Source organism: Pseudoxanthomonas sp. J35, assembly GCF_000513995.1.
Lineage (GTDB): Bacteria > Pseudomonadota > Gammaproteobacteria > Xanthomonadales > Xanthomonadaceae > Pseudoxanthomonas.
In genome coordinates this window covers 72,950-88,986 of sequence record NZ_AZVB01000002.1, presented here as the reverse complement: position 1 = coordinate 88,986, position 16,037 = coordinate 72,950, and the positions used below count along the sequence as shown (strand labels likewise).

12 protein-coding genes are annotated in these 16,037 nt (G+C 71.0%); 5 read left to right on the top strand and 7 right to left on the bottom strand.

What is annotated here, in order from left to right:
- Nucleotides 1-101 precede the first annotated feature (101 nt).
- Together PSEJ35_RS0102220 and PSEJ35_RS16550 are read left to right on the top strand one after the other, a co-directional pair.
- Nucleotides 102-2,645: a TonB-dependent receptor gene (locus PSEJ35_RS0102220; RefSeq protein WP_028916359.1), complete on the top strand. Its 2,544-nt coding sequence runs from the start codon at nt 102-104 to the stop codon at nt 2,643-2,645.
- 137 nt (nt 2,646-2,782) lie between these two features.
- On the top strand, nt 2,783-3,760 hold the full coding sequence (locus PSEJ35_RS16550; protein ID WP_051412434.1) for a methyltransferase domain-containing protein: 978 nt from the start codon (nt 2,783-2,785) through the stop codon (nt 3,758-3,760).
- Here PSEJ35_RS16550 and PSEJ35_RS0102210 read toward each other — a convergent pair.
- The 4 genes from PSEJ35_RS0102210 to PSEJ35_RS16545 all read right to left on the bottom strand — a co-directional run bounded on the left by PSEJ35_RS0102210 (nt 3,703) and on the right by PSEJ35_RS16545 (nt 8,887).
- Nucleotides 3,703-5,541, bottom strand: coding sequence for a tetratricopeptide repeat-containing sulfotransferase family protein (locus PSEJ35_RS0102210; protein ID WP_028916358.1), 1,839 nt, complete (start codon nt 5,539-5,541; stop codon nt 3,703-3,705). The two genes, PSEJ35_RS16550 and PSEJ35_RS0102210, sit on opposite strands and share 58 nt — an antisense overlap.
- Nucleotides 5,542-5,671: 130 nt before the next feature.
- Nucleotides 5,672-6,577: a hypothetical protein gene (locus PSEJ35_RS0102205; protein ID WP_037082124.1), complete on the bottom strand. Its 906-nt coding sequence runs from the start codon at nt 6,575-6,577 to the stop codon at nt 5,672-5,674.
- Nucleotides 6,578-6,692: 115 nt separating this feature from the next.
- Nucleotides 6,693-7,586, bottom strand: coding sequence for an Hsp33 family molecular chaperone HslO (locus PSEJ35_RS0102200; RefSeq protein WP_028916356.1), 894 nt, complete (start codon nt 7,584-7,586; stop codon nt 6,693-6,695).
- On the bottom strand, nt 7,583-8,887 hold the full coding sequence (locus PSEJ35_RS16545; RefSeq protein ID WP_156924704.1) for an aspartyl/asparaginyl beta-hydroxylase domain-containing protein: 1,305 nt from the start codon (nt 8,885-8,887) through the stop codon (nt 7,583-7,585). Before PSEJ35_RS16545 ends, PSEJ35_RS0102200 begins: the two co-directional genes overlap by 4 nt.
- Nucleotides 8,888-8,953: 66 nt before the next feature.
- Between PSEJ35_RS16545 and mtgA the strand changes: the two genes are divergently transcribed.
- The 3 genes from mtgA to PSEJ35_RS0102180 are packed head-to-tail and all read left to right on the top strand — an operon-like array spanning nt 8,954 to nt 11,134.
- The gene (gene mtgA, locus PSEJ35_RS0102190; RefSeq protein ID WP_028916355.1) at nt 8,954-9,682 is read left to right on the top strand and encodes a monofunctional biosynthetic peptidoglycan transglycosylase; all 729 of its coding nucleotides are present in this window, start codon (nt 8,954-8,956) and stop codon (nt 9,680-9,682) included.
- Between the two features lie 2 nt (nt 9,683-9,684).
- On the top strand, nt 9,685-10,746 hold the full coding sequence (locus PSEJ35_RS0102185; protein ID WP_051412432.1) for a glycosyltransferase family 2 protein: 1,062 nt from the start codon (nt 9,685-9,687) through the stop codon (nt 10,744-10,746).
- Entirely contained in the window at nt 10,706-11,134 is a 429-nt protein-coding gene (locus tag PSEJ35_RS0102180; RefSeq protein WP_028916353.1) for a CBS domain-containing protein, read from the top strand. Before PSEJ35_RS0102185 ends, PSEJ35_RS0102180 begins: the two co-directional genes overlap by 41 nt.
- Before the next feature lie 7 nt (nt 11,135-11,141).
- Here the strand turns inward: PSEJ35_RS0102180 and PSEJ35_RS0102175 are convergent, their stop codons facing one another.
- The 3 genes from PSEJ35_RS0102175 to PSEJ35_RS0102165 form a co-directional block, all read right to left on the bottom strand.
- Nucleotides 11,142-13,127 carry an AsmA family protein gene (locus PSEJ35_RS0102175; RefSeq protein ID WP_028916352.1) on the bottom strand — a complete coding sequence of 662 codons (1,986 nt, stop codon included), beginning with the start codon at nt 13,125-13,127 and terminating at the stop codon, nt 11,142-11,144.
- An 83-nt stretch (nt 13,128-13,210) separates the two neighbouring features.
- Nucleotides 13,211-13,888 carry a hemolysin III family protein gene (locus tag PSEJ35_RS0102170; RefSeq protein WP_051412431.1) on the bottom strand — a complete coding sequence of 226 codons (678 nt, stop codon included), beginning with the start codon at nt 13,886-13,888 and terminating at the stop codon, nt 13,211-13,213.
- A 543-nt stretch (nt 13,889-14,431) separates the two neighbouring features.
- Nucleotides 14,432-16,036 carry a peptide chain release factor 3 gene (locus PSEJ35_RS0102165; protein ID WP_028916350.1) on the bottom strand — a complete coding sequence of 535 codons (1,605 nt, stop codon included), beginning with the start codon at nt 16,034-16,036 and terminating at the stop codon, nt 14,432-14,434.
- Nucleotide 16,037: the final 1 nt, after the last annotated feature.

The following is a 16,037-nucleotide window of genomic DNA, read 5'->3' as shown; positions in this document are numbered from 1 at the left end:
GTCCGGGGCAGCTGGACGGGCTTCCCTCCCCTTCCGGCATCCCATCCTTGGCGCCGTTCCGGCGTCAGGAATCCTTTAAAGCTGGAGAGAGAATGATGAAGTTGAACCACAATCTCCTGAGCGATGCGGTGCGCTACGGCCTGATGGCCGGCCTGGTTGGCGCCGTCGTGGCTCCGGTGGCCGCGTTCGCCCAGGAAGCGGAAGACAGCGAGGCCAAGACCCTTGATCGCATCGAGGTCACCGGTTCCCGCCTGAAGCGCGCCGAAATCGAAGGCGCCGTGCCGGTCATCGTGATCGACCGCGCTTCGATCGACGCTTCGGGTGACGTGTCCGTCGCCGACGTGCTGCGCGACAGCACCTTCGCTTCCTTCGGCAACTTCCGTCCGCAGTCCGGCAGCTCGGCCCAGTCGCTGGCCACCGTCGACCTGCGCGGCCTGGGCTCGGGTCGTACCCTGGTCCTGATCGACGGCCGTCGCGCCCCGACCAACCCGATGTCGGCTTCGTCCGGCTCGGACCTCAACGCCATCCCGCTGGCTGCCGTTGAGCGCATCGAAATCCTGTCCGACGGCGCGTCGGCGGTGTACGGCTCCGACGCCATCGGCGGCGTGGTCAACATCATCCTGCGCAAGGACTTCAACGGCGCCGAGCTGCGTTACGGCTACGGCTCGACCAAGACCAAGGGCGGCGACCTGGAAGACGTCTCCGGCGTGTTCGGCGTTGCCAGCGACCGCGGCCGCCTGATCGGTGGCGCTTCGTTCTCCAGCCGCGGCATGGTCTTCACCCGCGACCAGATCGGCGGCCAGACGCTGGGCGTCTCGACCTACGGCAACAACTACTACGACTGGGACACCGGCGCTGCCGCCCCGGTCCCGGGTTTTGCCTGTGACTCGAACGGCTTCTGGACCCTGCCGAACGGCCTGTGCTCGTTCGACTTCAACTCGGTCGCGGCCAACGAAGCCTCGGTCGACAACACCTCGGTGTTCGTCCGCGGCGACTACCAGATCAACGACGACTGGACCGTCTACATGACGGCCACCACCACCAAGGTCGAGACCTTCGGTCGCTACGCTCCGGTCCCGGGCATCTTCCAGGTCTCGGACGGCACGGTGAACGACATCGTCAAGGGCGACGGTCTGCCGACCTACTTCTACCACCGCTTCGCCGCGGCCGGTAACCGCGACAACTACACCGACACCACCAACAACGACTTCCTGCTCGGCTTCCAGGGCCAGCTGACCGACACCGTCTCGGTCGACTTCGGCATGCGCCGCACCGAGTACAAGTACATCGAGACCGGCTACGGCTACGTGATCTCGAGCCTGGCCCAGCAGGCCGCCGACCGTGGCGACTACCTGGTCACCGATCCGTTCGGCGCCTCGCAGGAGACCCTGAACGGCTTCACCGCCACCATCGGCCGCAACTCGTTCTACAAGAGCGCCGAGTGGTTCGCCAACGTCAACTTCGACCTGTTCGAAATGGGCGGCGGCATCTCCAACGCGGTGGTCGGTGCCGAGTACCGCGAAGACCGCTTCCGCGACGTCTACGACTCGCTGTCGCAGGCGGGCGTCGTGCTGGGTTCGTCGGGCGGTTCGTCGGGCGGTGGCCGTGACGTGACCTCGGCCTACTTCGAGTGGCTGCTGCCGTTCAGCAGCGCGTTCGACATCACCCTGGCCGGCCGCTACGACAAGTACAGCGACTACGGCAACGACTTCTCGCCGAAGATCGCCGCCCGCTGGCAGCCGCTGGACAACCTGACCTTCCGTGCTTCGTGGGGCCAGGGCTTCCGCGCTCCGGGTCTGGACATCCTGACCCAGGCCCGCAGCTTCTCGGCCGAGCCGGTCAACGATCCGCAGTCCTGCGCCGCCCTGGGCCAGCCGGCCACCTGCCGCCTGCAGGTCGACACCTACTTCATCGCCAACCCGTCGCTGGCTTCGGAGCACTCCGACCAGTTCAGCATCGGCCTGGTGTATGACCCGACCGACTGGCTGGACCTGAGCGTCGACTACTACAACATCAAGGTCGAGGACACCATTTCCTCGATCGGTGCCCAGGACATCGTCAACATGGACACCGACCCGGCCAACTGGGGCGCGATCCCGGCCGGCCTGAGCCTGACCCGTAACGCCGCTGGCCGCATCACCGAGATCGTTGCCGGTTACGCGAACGAGGGCGACCTCGAGACCGACGGTATCGACTTCCGTGCCAACACCGACTTCGACTTCGGTACCGCCGGCCGCCTGCAGAACCGCCTGACCGTTTCCTGGATCAACAAGTTCGACGTGACCCAGATCAACGGCGAAGTGGTCGAGTACGCGGGCACCCTGGGTTCGCCGGACCTGCGCGCCAACCTGCAGAACGACTGGACCTACGGCGACTGGACCTTCACCTGGAACATCAACTACATCGATGGCCAGCAGAACCCGCGTCTCGCCAACGGCAACCCGGGTCTCCAGGTGGGTGGCTACGCGACCAACGACGTCCAGGTCTCGTGGCAGGCTCCGTGGAACGGCAAGGTCGCCATCGGTGCGATGAATGTCGGCGACCGTTATCCGGAGCTGGTGCCGTACGACGGCCGTCCGTGGAACTTCTACCTGTATGACGCCTACGGCCGTACCGTGTACTTCCGCTACACCCAGACGTTCTAAGAGCGTCGCCATGCTGTAACTGGAAGGCCCCGGAAACGGGGCCTTCTTTTTTTTGCGCGCACGTTACTCCTTGCGTGCCGCGCAAGCCGCCAGCTTCCGCGCTTGGCAGCACGGCGTTTCGCCCGCATCCTTGCGCGATGCACGAACACGGCGACAACGGGCGACGCGAGGCCTGGACCCGGTACTGGTCCAGCGGCCGCCTGCATTCCTGCGTCGGCAGCTATGCCGGCAACTACGACGGCGCGATCGGCACGTTCTGGCGCACGCTGGGCGCCGGCCTGGCCGCGGGCGCGCGCGTGCTCGACCTGGCCACCGGCAACGGCCCGCTGCCGCTGCTGCTGTGGGAGCTGCGCGGCGACGCGATCGAGGTGGATGCGGTGGACCTGGCCGCGCTGTCGCCGCCGTGGCACCAGCCCGGCACGCACCGTTCGGTGCGTTTCCACCCGGGCGTACGCATGGAGGCGCTGCCATTCGAGGCGGCGCGCTTCGACTGCGTTGCCAGCCAGTTCGGCTTCGAATACTCCGACCGTCCGCGCGCGCTGGCCGAATGCCTGCGTGTATCCAGGCCGACGGCGACGCTGGCCCTGGTGATGCACCACGCCGGTTCGGTGCTGGTGCGGGTCGGGCGCGAGGAACTGGCGCACCACGCGCGCCTGCTCGGCGAGGACGGCCTGCTGCGCGCCGCGCTGGAGGTGATCCCGTGGATCGCGCAGGCGCGCTCGGGGGTGCCGATCCAGGATGTGGCCACCGCCAACGCCGCGCGCGAGCGCTACAACCTGGCGATGCGCGCGCTGGCCGATGCGGCGGCGGCCTCGCCAGTCCCCGACCTGCTCCACGAGTCGGCCAGCGCCGTGCAGCGCCTGCTCGCCGGCGTGCGCCCGGAGAACACCCGCCAGGCCGCCGAGGCGCTGCGTGGCTATGCGGGGGAACTGGAGGGCGCGCGCCTGCGCACCGCCGAGATGGTCGCCCACGCGCTGCAACGCGCGCAGGTCGAGGAGATGGCCGCGCAGGTACGCGCGACGCGGCCGGATGCGCAGGTGCGCATCGACGAGCTGCGTCAGGCCGAGGGCGTGCTGGCCTGGTCGTTCGTGGCCACGTCCACCGACGACGGGTAGGCGTCGCGGTCGAGCACCGCCAGCAGCGGTTCCAGGTGCGCCGCGTAGTGGCGCCAGCGGCCGATCGAGCGGGTATAGATCGGCTGCTTCACCTGCCAGCGGCTGGGCGTCTGCACGCCGCGCCCGCTGCGGTGGAATTCCAGGCAGGCCGGATCCCAGTCCAGCCCGGCGAATTCGACCAGGCGCCGTGCCTGCGCCTCAGGATCGGTGGCCAGCGCCTCGTAGTGCAGCTCCAGCACCGGCAGCGGCAGCTGCGCCTGCCAGTGGCGCATCAGCCGGGTCTGCTGGTTGATGTAGTGGCCGATGTCGCCGAGGTCGCAGGCCAGCTTCTCCTCCAGGGCGAAGTTCTCGCCATACACCGACACGGCGATGTCGCGCGGGTCGCGCCGGCACCAGATCACGCGCGCGTTCGGGAACAGCACGGCGACCAGGCCCAGGTGGAAGAAGTTCAGCGGCGCCTTGTCGACCAGCCGCTGCGCCTGCGCCGGCGCGTGGCGCGTGGCCGCGCGCAGGTAGCGGCGCGCCGCTTCGTCGAGCGCGGCGTCGGGCAGGTCGTCGATGCATTCCGGCCAGTCGCGGCCCGGGCCGGCGGTGGCCGGCAGGTTGCGCGCGACCAGGGCGATGTCCGGCAGTTCGCCGCAGCCATGGCCGGCCGGATGCGCGGCGAGGATCTGCTCGGTGAGGGTGGTGCCGCTGCGCGGCATGCCGACGATGAACAGCGGCCGCGGGTCCGGGTTGCCCGGCCAGCGCGCGGTGCGGGCGCGCAGCCGCGGCCCGTCCAGCGTGGCGATGATCCGGCCCACCGCGCCGGCGAAGCCCGCCGCATCGCCCGGGCCGATCATCCGCCGCCGCGCTGCATTGGCCTGGTGCCAGCACTCGATCGCTTCGGCGTACTCGCCGCGCGCATCGTGGACCTTGCCCAGCTCGTAGCCGACCAGGGCGCGGTCGGGATCGGGCAGGTCCGGGCGCGCCATCAGCGCGCGGGCCTGGCCAACCAGGGCCTCGTCGGCCTTGCCGCGGTCCAGGCCGAGCAGGCCGCTGACCGGGAAGGCCCAGTCCGGGCGACCCGCCAGGGCCTGGCGGTAGGCCTGGCGCGCCGCCTCGCGGTCGCCGGCGTCTTCGGCGGTCTGGGCCAGGGCCACCCACAGGTCGCCGGCCTGCGCCAGGCGCGCGCTGGCGTCGCGCAGCAGGGCCAGCGCTTCGTCGTGGCGGCCCAGCCGGTTGAAGGTTTCGGCGGTGCGCAGCAGCGCGTTGACGTCATCCGGCCGCTCGCGCAGCTGCGCCTGCCACAGGGGCAGGGCGTCCTCGGGATAGCCGGCGTGGAACTCCGCCTCGGCCAGGGCCGGCGCCAGGCGAGGGTTGCCCGGCGCCAGCGCCCGGGAGCGGCGCAGCGCCTGCAGGGCGTCGCCATGGCGGCCGCCCCGCTGCAGGGCCAGGCCGAGCAGGTACCAGGCCTGGGCATTGAGCGGCTGCGCGGCGACGGTGGCCTGGAAATGGCCGACGGCTTCGGCGTGGTGGCCTTCGTGGGCGAGCAGGCAGGCCAGCTCGAAGCGCGGGCCGGGGTTGCCGGGAGCCAGCTCCACCGCCCGCCGCATCGCCGCCAGGGCCAGGGCGGGCGAGCCCAGGCGCATGGCGGCCTGGGCGATGCCGCGGTGCTGTTGCGGATCGCCGCCGGCTTCCGTGGCGGCGCGCTGCAGGGCCTGCAGGGCGTCGCCGGGGCGCCCGTGGCGTTCGAGCAGGGCGGCCTGCTGCAGGGAATCGGGGAAATCGGAAGCCGTCATCGGAAGGCGCGGGCAGGGCGGGGGAGGGCGATTATCGCCCGCCAGCCTCCGGCATGCGCCGCGACCGGGTCGGGATTCGACGGGAGGTGCCAGGTTCCGGCGGGTGCGCCGGAACGCCGCGGGCCAGGCCTCAGAGGCCCTGCTCGTAGCGCACGTAGGGGATGGTGCCTTCCTCGGCGCCGCCGTTGGACGGCGAGAAGGGGTTCTTGCCGCGGGTCACCACGTTTTCGGCGCCGACGGTGAGCTGGCCGCTCCACGGGGTGCGCCAGGTCAGGCCCAGGCCGAGGCCTTCCCACTTGCCGTCCGGGCGGCCGGGGACGTCGACCACGCGGCCGATGATGCTGGCGCTGAACGGGCCGTAGCCGCCGCCCACGCTCAGGCTCTTGGTATCCCAGCGGTCGGCCAGGCCCGGCGCCGCGTCCGACAGCGGGACCAGGCGCGCCCGCGCATAGGTGCCGGCGATGGACACGAAGGCCTCGGTGCCCAGCGCCTTCTGGCCGAAGACCTGCAGGTCGTTCTGCTCGATCCGGTCGGCCTGGGCCAGGCTGGTGCCGCTGGCGCCACCGCTGAGCCACGCCGGCAGGCCCGAGGCCTGGGTAGCGCCGGCGGTCAGGCCGAAACGGTTGCCCTGGCGGCTGATTGCGGTGGTGGCCGACAGCCGGCGCGACGGACTGGAGGCCGCGTCGTCGCCGAGGCTGGCCAGCAGGCAGTGGCTGGCCAGGCTGCTGATGTCGGCGCCGCCGGGGCCGTTGCAGAGCAGGCCGAGCGAATCGCCCGCGCCCAGGCCGAAGGCGGCGTCGAGGGTGTTGTTGCCGAAGCGCCAGCGGGCGCCCGGTCCGGCCTGGCCGGTGGGTTCCAGCAGCAGCACGGCTTCGACCTTGCCGCTGCCCTTGTTCCACACCGGCAGGACCGTCTGCGGGGCCTTGTCGCTGGCCGCGCTGGCGTTGGCGCCACGCGCCTGCTGGGCGTGCACGGCCGGGCCCGCGCAGAGCGCGGTCAGCAGTACGGCCAGCAGTGGCAGGCGGCGCAGGGTCATGGACGGTCTCTCAGACCAGCGGCGACGGGAGGAGTTCCCGGGCCGGCGGTAGGCCGATCGTATGGGATTTACGTTTAGTTAACAAGCGCCGCCCTCCCCAGAACAGCTTCCCCGGCTACTGCAGCCGGTCGGGCGTCGGCGCGTTGGCCGACGGCTGCTCGAACAATACGCCGATTTCCGCCAAAGAAAAGTGATAGCGGCGGCCGCAGAATCCGCAGGCGATCTTGGCCTGGCCGGCCTCCCCGGCGGCGGCCCGGGCCTCGGCCTCGCCCAGCGATTCGAGCATGGCCGCGACCCGCTCCCGCGAGCAGGAGCAGCCGAAGGCCAGCGGCTTCTGCGCCAGCAGCTCCGGGGCCTCCTCGTGGAACAGGCGGTGCAGCAGTACCGGCCCCGGGGTGGCGGCCAGTTCGGCGGCGGTGAGGGTGTCGAACAGGGCGCAGGCGCGGGCCCAGCCGTCGTCGTCGCCGGAGTCGCCGGGCAGCTTCTGCAGCATCAGCCCGCTGGCGCGGTCGCCGTCGGCGGCCAGCAGCAGGCGGCTGGGCAGCTGCTCGGACTGCCGGAAATAGTCCTGCAGGACCTCGTCCAGCTCGGCCGAGACCAGCTCGACCAGGCTCTGGTAACGCAGCGGTTCGCGCGGGTCCAGGCCCGGGTTCTCGATGGTGATGGCCAGGGTCGGGTTGGGCAGGTCGCGCAGGTCGGCCGGCGCGTCGCCGCCGTCGAGCTGGACGATGCCGCGCAGCTGGCCGGCGGCGGTGCATTCGGCGAACAGGAGCTTGACCCCGGCGTCGGCGCGCAGCTGCACGGACAGGCGGCCGTCGACCTTCACGTGCGCGGTCAGCATGGCCGCCGCGGCGCAGGCTTCGCCCAGCAGCCGCCGCGCCAGCGGCGGGTAGCTGGCGTGGGAAAGCAGCTCGGTCCAGCTGTCCTGCAGGCAGACGTGGACCCCGCGCACCCCCGCGTGGGGCAGGAGGAAGCGGGTCAGCAGGTCGGTTCGGGGCGTTTCGTTCACAGTTCTCCCAGGTCGGCGTCGTTGCCGTAGAAGCCCATCAGGCCTTGGGTCATCGCCACCACCAGCTCGCGCTCGAGCGGGGTAAGCATCGGGTGCCAGACGTCGAAGATCAGCACCACGCGCAGGCGGTCGCTGAAGTTCCACGCTTCGTGGCGGATGGTGTCGTCGAACATCACCAGCCGCCCGGGTTCCCAGATATGGACTTCCTCGCCCACCCGCAAGCCGCATTCGGGCGGGACGATCAGCGGCAGGTGCACGGTCAGGCGCGCATTGGTGGCGCCGTTGTGCGGCGGGATGTGCACGCCCGGGCGCAGGGCCGAGAAGAAGATGACCGGCGCGCGGCCGGGCACCTTCATCTGCGGGGCGCGGGCGATCGCGGCCTCGGTGCGCGGGCAGGCGTCGGCCTGGGGGTCGATGCGGCGGCCGTGCTTCCACAGGAAGTAGGCGCCCCAGTCGATGTTGCGGTCGAGCGCGGCGAACTGGCCCTTGGGCTGGCCCTCGGGGGTCTGCACGTAGGGTTCGAACCCGGACGGGTCGCCCAGCACGTTGTGCAGTTCCTCGAGGATGTCGGGGAAGGCGGCCTCCACTTCCGGCGCCCAGTCGAAGTCCTCGCGGTGGAAGATCGGGATCGCCGGCAGGCGCGGGATCGGCAGGGTCAGCGGCTTGGCGGTGACGAAGGTGCGGCGGCCGGCGAGGATGTCCAGCGAATGGCGGATGCGTTCGACCTCGCGCGCGTCGTGGCCCTTGATCAGCGGCGCCAGGTTGTCCTCGAGGTAGGCGCCGAGTTCGTCGCGGGTGCGCTGCACGGCCACCTGTGCCTGCCGCACCAGTGCCTGCACATTGGTCTGGCGCTGCAGCGCCTCGGGCATGTAGGTGAGCATGTTGCCCCAGTGCAGCGCGGCGGCGCGGTGGTCGCCGCCGGCCTCGAGCAGGCGCGCCTTCTCCAGCTGCGGGCCCCAGGCGGTGGGATCGGCGGCGATGGCCGCGTCGATCGCCGCCAGCGCCGCGGCACGGTCGCCGCGCTGGGCGTGGACCCGCGACAGGTGGGCATGGGCCATCGCCAGGCGGGGCGCGACGGCGATCGCGCGCTCCAGGTAGTGCTGCGCCTGGTCGAGGTCGCCGGCGGCCAGGGCCAGGCCGCCGAGCTGGGTGAGCGCGGTGGCGTGCGCGGGATCCATCCCGAGCACGCGTTCCCACATCGCGCCGGCCTCGCGCATGCGGCCATGGCGGGTAAGGGACTCGGCTTCGGCGACCAGCGCTGCGATCAGTTCGGCGGAACGTTCGGTGGAACGCGTGTTCATAAACGGATCTGGCCGGGAAGTTGGCGCATTATCATTCCCCCGGGCATCGACAGACAGGGGGCAGCCATCGCCAGCGGGAGCGGCAAACGCGGCAGGCGTCTTTGGCGGTGGCTGCGGTGGGCGCTGTGGCTGCCGCTGCTGTTCGTGGGCGTGACCGTGCTGCAGGTGGCGCTGCTGCGCTTCATCGACCCGCCGACCTCGGCATTCATGGTGGCCCGCCAGTTCGAGGCCTGGGCGCAGCGCGACTGGGGCTTCCGCGTCGCCTACGACTGGCGCGACCTGGAGGAGATCTCCCCGTACCTGCCGCTGGCGGTGATCGCCGCGGAGGACCAGAACTTCGCCCGCCACCGTGGCTTCGACATGGAGGCGATCGGGAAGGCGATCGACAACAACCGGCGCGGCCGCCGCGTGCGCGGCGCCAGCACGATCAGCCAGCAGGTGGCCAAGAACCTGTTCCTCTGGCAGGGCCGCAGCTGGACGCGCAAGGGCCTGGAAGCCTGGTACACCGTGCTGATCGAGCTGATGTGGCCGAAGCGGCGGATCCTGGAGGTGCACGTGAACATCGCCGAGTTCGGCGACGGCGTGTACGGCGCGCAGGCGGCCGCGCGCAGCTTCTGGCGCAAGGACGCCAGCCGGCTGGACGCGGCGCACGCCGCGCGCCTGGCGGCGGTGCTGCCGGCGCCGCGGCGCTACAGTGCGACCCGGCAGGGTCCGTACGTGCAGCGCCGCGCGGCCTGGATCCAGCGGCAGATGCGCCAGCTGGGCGGCAGGCACTACCTGGAGCAGCTGGACTGAGCATGGCCGAGACCCCCGCCGGGCGCGTGCCCGCCGTCCCCGACGACAGCGCCTGCGACCGCCTGACCGTGGTGGTGGCGGCGTGCAACGAGGCCGAGGCCCTGCCGCTGCTGCACCCGCGCATCCGCGCGGCGCTGGATTCGGTGGAGGGCCTGGATGGCCGCGTGCTCTACGTCGACGACGGCAGCCGCGACGCCACCTGGGAGGTGCTGCGGCGGATCGCCGCCGCCGACCAGTGCGTGGCCCTGCTGCGGCTGTCGCGCAACTTCGGCAAGGAGGCGGCGCTGACCGCAGGCCTGGACCAGGTCGAGGACGGCGCGGCGATGATCCTCGACGCCGACGGCCAGGATCCGCCGGAACTGATCCCGCAGTTCGTCGCGCGCTGGCGCGAGGGCTGGGACGACGTCTACGGCACCCGCATCGCCCGTGAAGGCGAGGGCTGGGTGCGGCGCGGCGCGGCCGCGGTCTTCTACCGCCTGATCGGCCGCCTTTCGCATACCCCGGTGCCGGCCGACACCGGCGACTACCGGCTGCTGTCGCCGCGCGCGCTGGCCGCGCTGTCGCGGCTGCGCGAGCGGCACCGGTTCATGAAGGGCCTGTTCGGCTGGATCGGCTTCCGCCGCGTGGCGCTGCCGTACCGGCGCGGGCCACGCCTGGCCGGGCGCAGCAAGTTCGGCCTGTGGCGGCTGTGGAACTTCGCCCTGGAGGGCATCACCAGCTTCTCCACCGCGCCGTTGCGGGTGGCGACCTACGTCGGCCTGCTCACCGCGCTGGGCGCGTTCGCCGCCGGCGTGGCGGTGGTGGCCAAGACCCTGCTGTGGGGCGACCCGGTGGCCGGCTGGCCGACCATGATGGTGGTGATCCTGTTCCTGGGCGGCGTGCAGCTGATCGCGCTGGGCCTGATCGGCGAATACCTGGGGCGGCTGTACGACGAGGCCAAGCAGCGCCCGCTGTACCTCGTCGACACCTGGCAGCCGGCCGCGGGAGTATCCTCGGCGCAGGAACCCGCTGACGGAGGCGCACATGCGCACGGTACGTCAATTGCTGGCGGAGAAGCCGGCTGAGGTCTACGCGGTGGCGCCGGAGGCGCCGGTGGTGGAAGCGATCCGGCTGATGGCCGAGAAGTCCATCGGCGCGGTGCTGGTGCTGCGCGGGGAGATGCTGGCCGGGATCCTTTCCGAACGCGACTACGCCAGGAAAGTGGTGCTGCAGGGGCGTTCCTCGGCCGACACGCCGGCCAGCGCGATCATGACCGCCCAGGTGGTCACCGTTACCCCGGACACGCCCGTGCCGGCCTGCATGCAGCTGATGACCGACCGCCGCATCCGCCACCTCCCGGTGATGGAGCAGGGCCGCGTGGTCGGGGTGATTTCCATCGGCGACCTGGTCAAGGCGGTGATCGCCGACCAGCAGATGGAGCTGGAACAGCTGCAGCGCTACATCGCTTCTTGATTCCGCGCTAGCGGGCGTATTGCCCGCCGCAGTCGCTGTCCTCGCCGGGGCCGGCCTCGAAGGTCGCCAGCAGCGCCGCCGGCGGGGTGATGCTGCCCAGCGCCAGGGCGATGGCGCCGCGCAGGCCCAGCGCGGCCATGTCCGGGCGGAACGACGGATCCTTGAACGTGCCCCCCACGCGCAGCGGCGAGCGGAAGGTCAGGATGCTGCGGTCCTTGGGTCGCGGGCGCAGCAGCAGGTCGAAACTTTCGTCGTCCAGGTTCACCGTGCCCTCGCCGACGATGATCGTGTCGGTGCTGTCGAAGGCCAGCGCACGCGAGGTCATCAGCCCGTCCTTCACGCCGAAGTCGGCGAAGGCGCAGCGGATCGGCACCTGGCGGTCCTCGGTCAGGAGGAACTTCAGCGACTCGGCAATATCCAGGCCGGCGAATTCCATCACCAGGTTGCTGATGCGGCCGCGGCCCATGCCCAGGGCGACATCGCCGTCAGCGCTGCCGAGGATCGCCGCCACCGAGTTGCCGCGGCCGTGCAGGGCGATGTCGCCGCCGATCCGGCCGACCGCGCCGCGGGCCAGTTCGGCCTTGGCGAGCAGCTTCGGCAGCTCCACGCCCCGCACGCTGATCCTGGCCTGCGTGTCGATCGGCGCGCGGCGTGCGTCCATGCGGATGTCCGCGCGCACGTTGCCGCCGCCCACGCCGAAATCCAGTGGCTCCAGGCGCAGCCGGCCGGCTTCCAGCAGCAGGCGCGCGTCCATGTCCTCGATCATCGGCAGCTTCGGCGCGTGGATCTTCCGCGCCCGCCAGCGCACGTCGGCATCCATCGCGTTGAGCTTGGCCAGGTCGTAGGGCGTGTCCGGCAGCAGGCGCGCGCTGGCCGCGCGCCGCGCCGCCTCGGCCTCCTGCCGGGCGTTGGCGGTCTCGTCGCCCCCGGTGGACGGCGGCGCGCCGAGGAAACCGCCGAGATCGTCGAAGTCCAGCTGGCGCGACAGCAGCTGCGCCTCGAAGCGCGGCCGCTCGCCGGAGACATCGACCTGCACGTCACCGGACAGGTCGCTGTCGCCGACCCGGCCCTTGAAGCCGTCATAACGCCACAGCTCGCCGTTGCGGCGCAGGCGCCCGTCGAGCGAGTAGGGCGGCGAGGGCGGAAGGGCCAGGCCCAGGAGCGGGTACAGGTCCGCCAGGTCCTGCCCGGACAGCTTCATCCGCAGGTCGAAGGTCTGGAAGCGGAACGGATTGGTCAGCGTGCCGGTGGCGCTGGCGCGGGTGGCGCCGGCGCGCGCGTCCAGGTCCACGCGGTAGGGCGTGCCGGTGTCGGCCAGCTCCAGCGGCGAGGCCGCCTGGCCCTCGATGTGGAACGGCGCACCGCGCCAGTGGCCCTTGCCGGCGACCGCCACCGGCGCGCCTTCCGTACGCGTCTCATCGCCTTCCGGCGTGATGCTGTCGAGGGCGACATCGATATCGGTCTTCCTGGCCGCGTCGATGAAACGCAGGCGCCCCTCGCTGACCCGAAGCCGGTCCAGCCGCCAGCGCGGCTCTCCCCGGTCGCGCGCCCCGTCGCCGAACTCCCAGTTGCCGCCCTTGCCGTCCGGCGCGGTCTGCAGCCACACGTCCGGCCGGACCGCGCGCAGTTCCTTCATGCGCAGGCGCAGTGCCAGCAGCGGCCAGGGCGCGATGTCGACCTCGACGCGATCGGCGCTGCCCATCCGCGGGCGCTTCGACCACGGCGCATCGGACAGGTGCAGGCGGTCGGCGGACACGGTGATGGTGCGGCCCAGGGCGACGTCCAGGTCGCCGTCGATCACGAACTCGCGCCCGGTCGCCGCAGACAGCGCACGCTGCAGCGGCCCCTTGAACCAGTTCCAGTCCCAGAGCAGGACCAGCAGCGCGATCGCCGCGGCCACCACCCCGAGCACTATGCCGGCACGGCGCGAGGGCCGCCGGAGGCGGGGGAAGCGCCAGCGTGCGCGTCGCTCGGATGGGGCTGGCGCGTTCATGCTTCCCAGTATCGGGACGCCCCGTGGAGGCCACGCGAATTGCCCGGCCCCGATTCACGCGGATTCGCGGCCGCCGCCGGTGTTCAGGGTGCCTGCAGCCTCGGCATCAGCACGTGCGAGCTGACCGCGACGAAGTGGCAGACGCTGCCGCCGATCACGAACAGGTGCCAGATCGCGTGCGAGTAGGGGATCGACTCGCGGTGGTAGAAGAACGTGCCCAGCGTGTAGAACACGCCGCCGCCAAGCAGCCAGCCCAGCGTCCAGGCATCCAGCGACTGCATCATCGGCTTCATCGCCACCACCACCAGCCAGCCCATGGCGATGTAGATCGCCGTCGACAGGCGCTTGAAACGGCCGGTGTAGAACAGCTTGAAGACCACGCCGCCGAGGGCGAGGGTCCAGATCGCCGCGAACAGGCTCCAGCCCCACGGCCCGCGCAGCCCGATCAGGGTGAACGGGGTGTAGGTGCCGGCGATCAGCAGGTAGATCGCGCAGTGGTCGAACACCTTCAGCCGGCCCTTGGCCACCGGGTGCTGGATCGCGTGGTACAGGGTCGAGGCGGTGTAGAGCAGCAACAGGGCCACGCCGAACACGATCGCGCCGGCCAGCTGCCAGCCGTCGCCGTAGATCGCGGTCAGGGTGATCAGCACCGCGCCACCGGCCAGCGCGGCGGCGGCACCGAGGCCGTGGGTCAGGGCATTGGCGATTTCGTCGCGCAGCGGGTGCGCGGTGTCTCGTGGGGGGGGTGGGGCATCCGGCATGGCGCGCACGTTACCGCAGGCCGCGTGAGCTTGCATCAGTACGCGTGGCGTGCGCGTGGAATGGTGGTCGGTGCTTCCCTGATCGGTGAGGTTTGGCTGGTCACTGGTGCAGGAGCCAGGCAGAAGCACCGCTTCCGACGGGGCCGCCGCACCCACGGGGTATGGCGCATCGCGCGGTTCTGCCGTCCGCGCCGGGAATGAACCGGAACGCTGGCGACGTCCGGCGCGTCGCCACGCGCCCGTCCCTGACCGCTCGCGCTGCGCTCGTGCGCGCAGGCCATGGATGGCCTGCTTGCGCCATGCCCCTTGGCACGGCGTCCCCGGGTGGCGTCGAGGCCAGGGCTTCGATTGGTGGCGCGATGCAAAAGCCCTTCCCCCGGGGAGAGGGGAGCAAGAACGAAGCCACGACCCGGATGTGCTGAAAGGCGCGCTGCCGCGGCTCCATCCGAAGCCGACCACCCTGACGCCGTTGCCGTTGCTGCCGTTGCTGCTGTCGTTGCCGCCGTCAGCGACAACAACAGCATCCGGGCTGGCGGTTCCGCCTCAGTCCACCGACTGGCTGTGCGCGTGCTCGCGGGTGGCGGAGAAGCGGACGTCCGGGGCGCGTTCCTGGGCCAGCTGCAGGTTGACCCGGGTCGGGGCCAGGTAGACCAGCTCGCCGGCCGCGTCGATCGCCAGGTTCATCGCGTTCTTCTCGCGGAACTCCTCCAGCTTCTTCGCGTTGTCGCAGTGGACCCAGCGCGCCGTCGCCACCCCGACCGGCTCGAAGCTCGCGTCCACCCCGTACTCGTCCTTGAGCCGGTACGCGACCACGTCGAACTGCAGTACGCCGACCGCGCCCAGGATCAGGTCGTTGCTCATCAGCGGACGGAAAAACTGCGTCGCGCCTTCCTCCGACAGCTGCGCCAGGCCCTTCTGCAGCTGCTTGAGCTTGAGCGGGTCGCGCAGGCGCGCGCGGCGGAACAGCTCCGGCGCGAAGTTCGGGATGCCGGTGAACGACAGGCTCTCGCCCTCGGTGAAGGTATCGCCGATGGAGATCGTGCCGTGGTTATGGATGCCGATCACATCGCCCGGGTAGGCCTCGGCCGCGATCTCGCGGTCGGAGGCCATGAAGGTCAGTGCGTTGGCCAGCTTGTGCTCCTTGCCGCTGCGCACGTGGAAGGCCTTCATCCCGGCGGTGAACCTGCCCGAGCACACCCGCATGAACGCCACGCGGTCGCGGTGCTGCGGGTCCATGTTCGCCTGGATCTTGAACACGAAGCCGGTAAGCTTCTCCTCCTGCGGCGCCACCTCGCGGGTGGTGGTCGCGCGCGGCTGCGGCGGCGGCGCATGCTCGACGAAGAAGTCCAGCAGCGGCTGCACGCCGAAGTTGTTCACGCCCGAACCGAAGAACACCGGCGTCTGCTCGCCGCGCAGGTACGCATCCTTGTCGAACGGATGGCTGGCGCCCTGCACCAGTTCCAGTTCGTCGCGCAGGCCGGCCAGCATCTCCGCGCCGATCTTCTCCTCCAGGCCCGGCGCGTCGAGCGACGGGAAGATGGTCGAATCCTGGCGGGTGAAGTTGCGGCCCGGCTCGTACAGGTGGACCTCGCCGGTCACCAGGTGGACCACGCCCTTCAGGCGCTGGCCCATGCCGATGGGCCAGGTCACCGGCGCGCACTGGATGCCCAGGACCGTCTCGACCTCGTCCAGCAGCTCGATCGGGTCCTTGCCCTCGCGGTCGAGCTTGTTGATGAAGGTCATGATCGGGGTGGCGCGCAGGCGGCACACCTCCATCAGCTTGATCGTGCGCTCCTCCACGCCCTTGGCCACGTCGATGACCATCAGCGCCGAGTCCACCGCGGTGAGCACGCGGTAGGTGTCCTCGCCGAAGTCGGCGTGGCCGGGGGTGTCGAGCAGGTTGACGATGCGGCCCTCGTAGGGGAACTGCATCACCGAGGAAGTCACCGAGATGCCGCGCTCCTTCTCCAGCGCCATCCAGTCGGAGGTGGCGTGGCGGGCGGCCTTGCGGCCCTTGACCGAACCGGCCATCTGGATCGCGCCCCCGAACAGCAGCAGCTTCTCGGTCAGCGTGGTCTTGCCGGCATCGGGGTGCGAGATGATCGCGAAGGTGCGCCGGCGCGCGGCTTCGGTGGAGACTTCGGACATG

Bases quoted from the DNA above. Each gene is read 5' to 3' on its own strand.
- PSEJ35_RS0102210 (WP_028916358.1), bottom strand. From the start codon at position 5,541: ATGACGGCTTCCGATTTCCCCGATTCCCTGCAGCAGGCCGCCCTGCTC.
- PSEJ35_RS16550 (WP_051412434.1), top strand. From the start codon at position 2,783: ATGCACGAACACGGCGACAACGGGCGACGCGAGGCCTGGACCCGGTAC.
- PSEJ35_RS0102185 (WP_051412432.1), top strand. From the start codon at position 9,685: ATGGCCGAGACCCCCGCCGGGCGCGTGCCCGCCGTCCCCGACGACAGC.
- PSEJ35_RS0102205 (WP_037082124.1), bottom strand. From the start codon at position 6,577: ATGACCCTGCGCCGCCTGCCACTGCTGGCCGTACTGCTGACCGCGCTC.
- PSEJ35_RS0102165 (WP_028916350.1), bottom strand. From the start codon at position 16,036: ATGTCCGAAGTCTCCACCGAAGCCGCGCGCCGGCGCACCTTCGCGATC.
- PSEJ35_RS16545 (WP_156924704.1), bottom strand. From the start codon at position 8,887: ATGAACACGCGTTCCACCGAACGTTCCGCCGAACTGATCGCAGCGCTG.
- PSEJ35_RS0102180 (WP_028916353.1), top strand. From the start codon at position 10,706: ATGCGCACGGTACGTCAATTGCTGGCGGAGAAGCCGGCTGAGGTCTAC.
- PSEJ35_RS0102175 (WP_028916352.1), bottom strand. From the start codon at position 13,127: ATGAACGCGCCAGCCCCATCCGAGCGACGCGCACGCTGGCGCTTCCCC.
- PSEJ35_RS0102170 (WP_051412431.1), bottom strand. From the start codon at position 13,888: ATGCCGGATGCCCCACCCCCCCCACGAGACACCGCGCACCCGCTGCGC.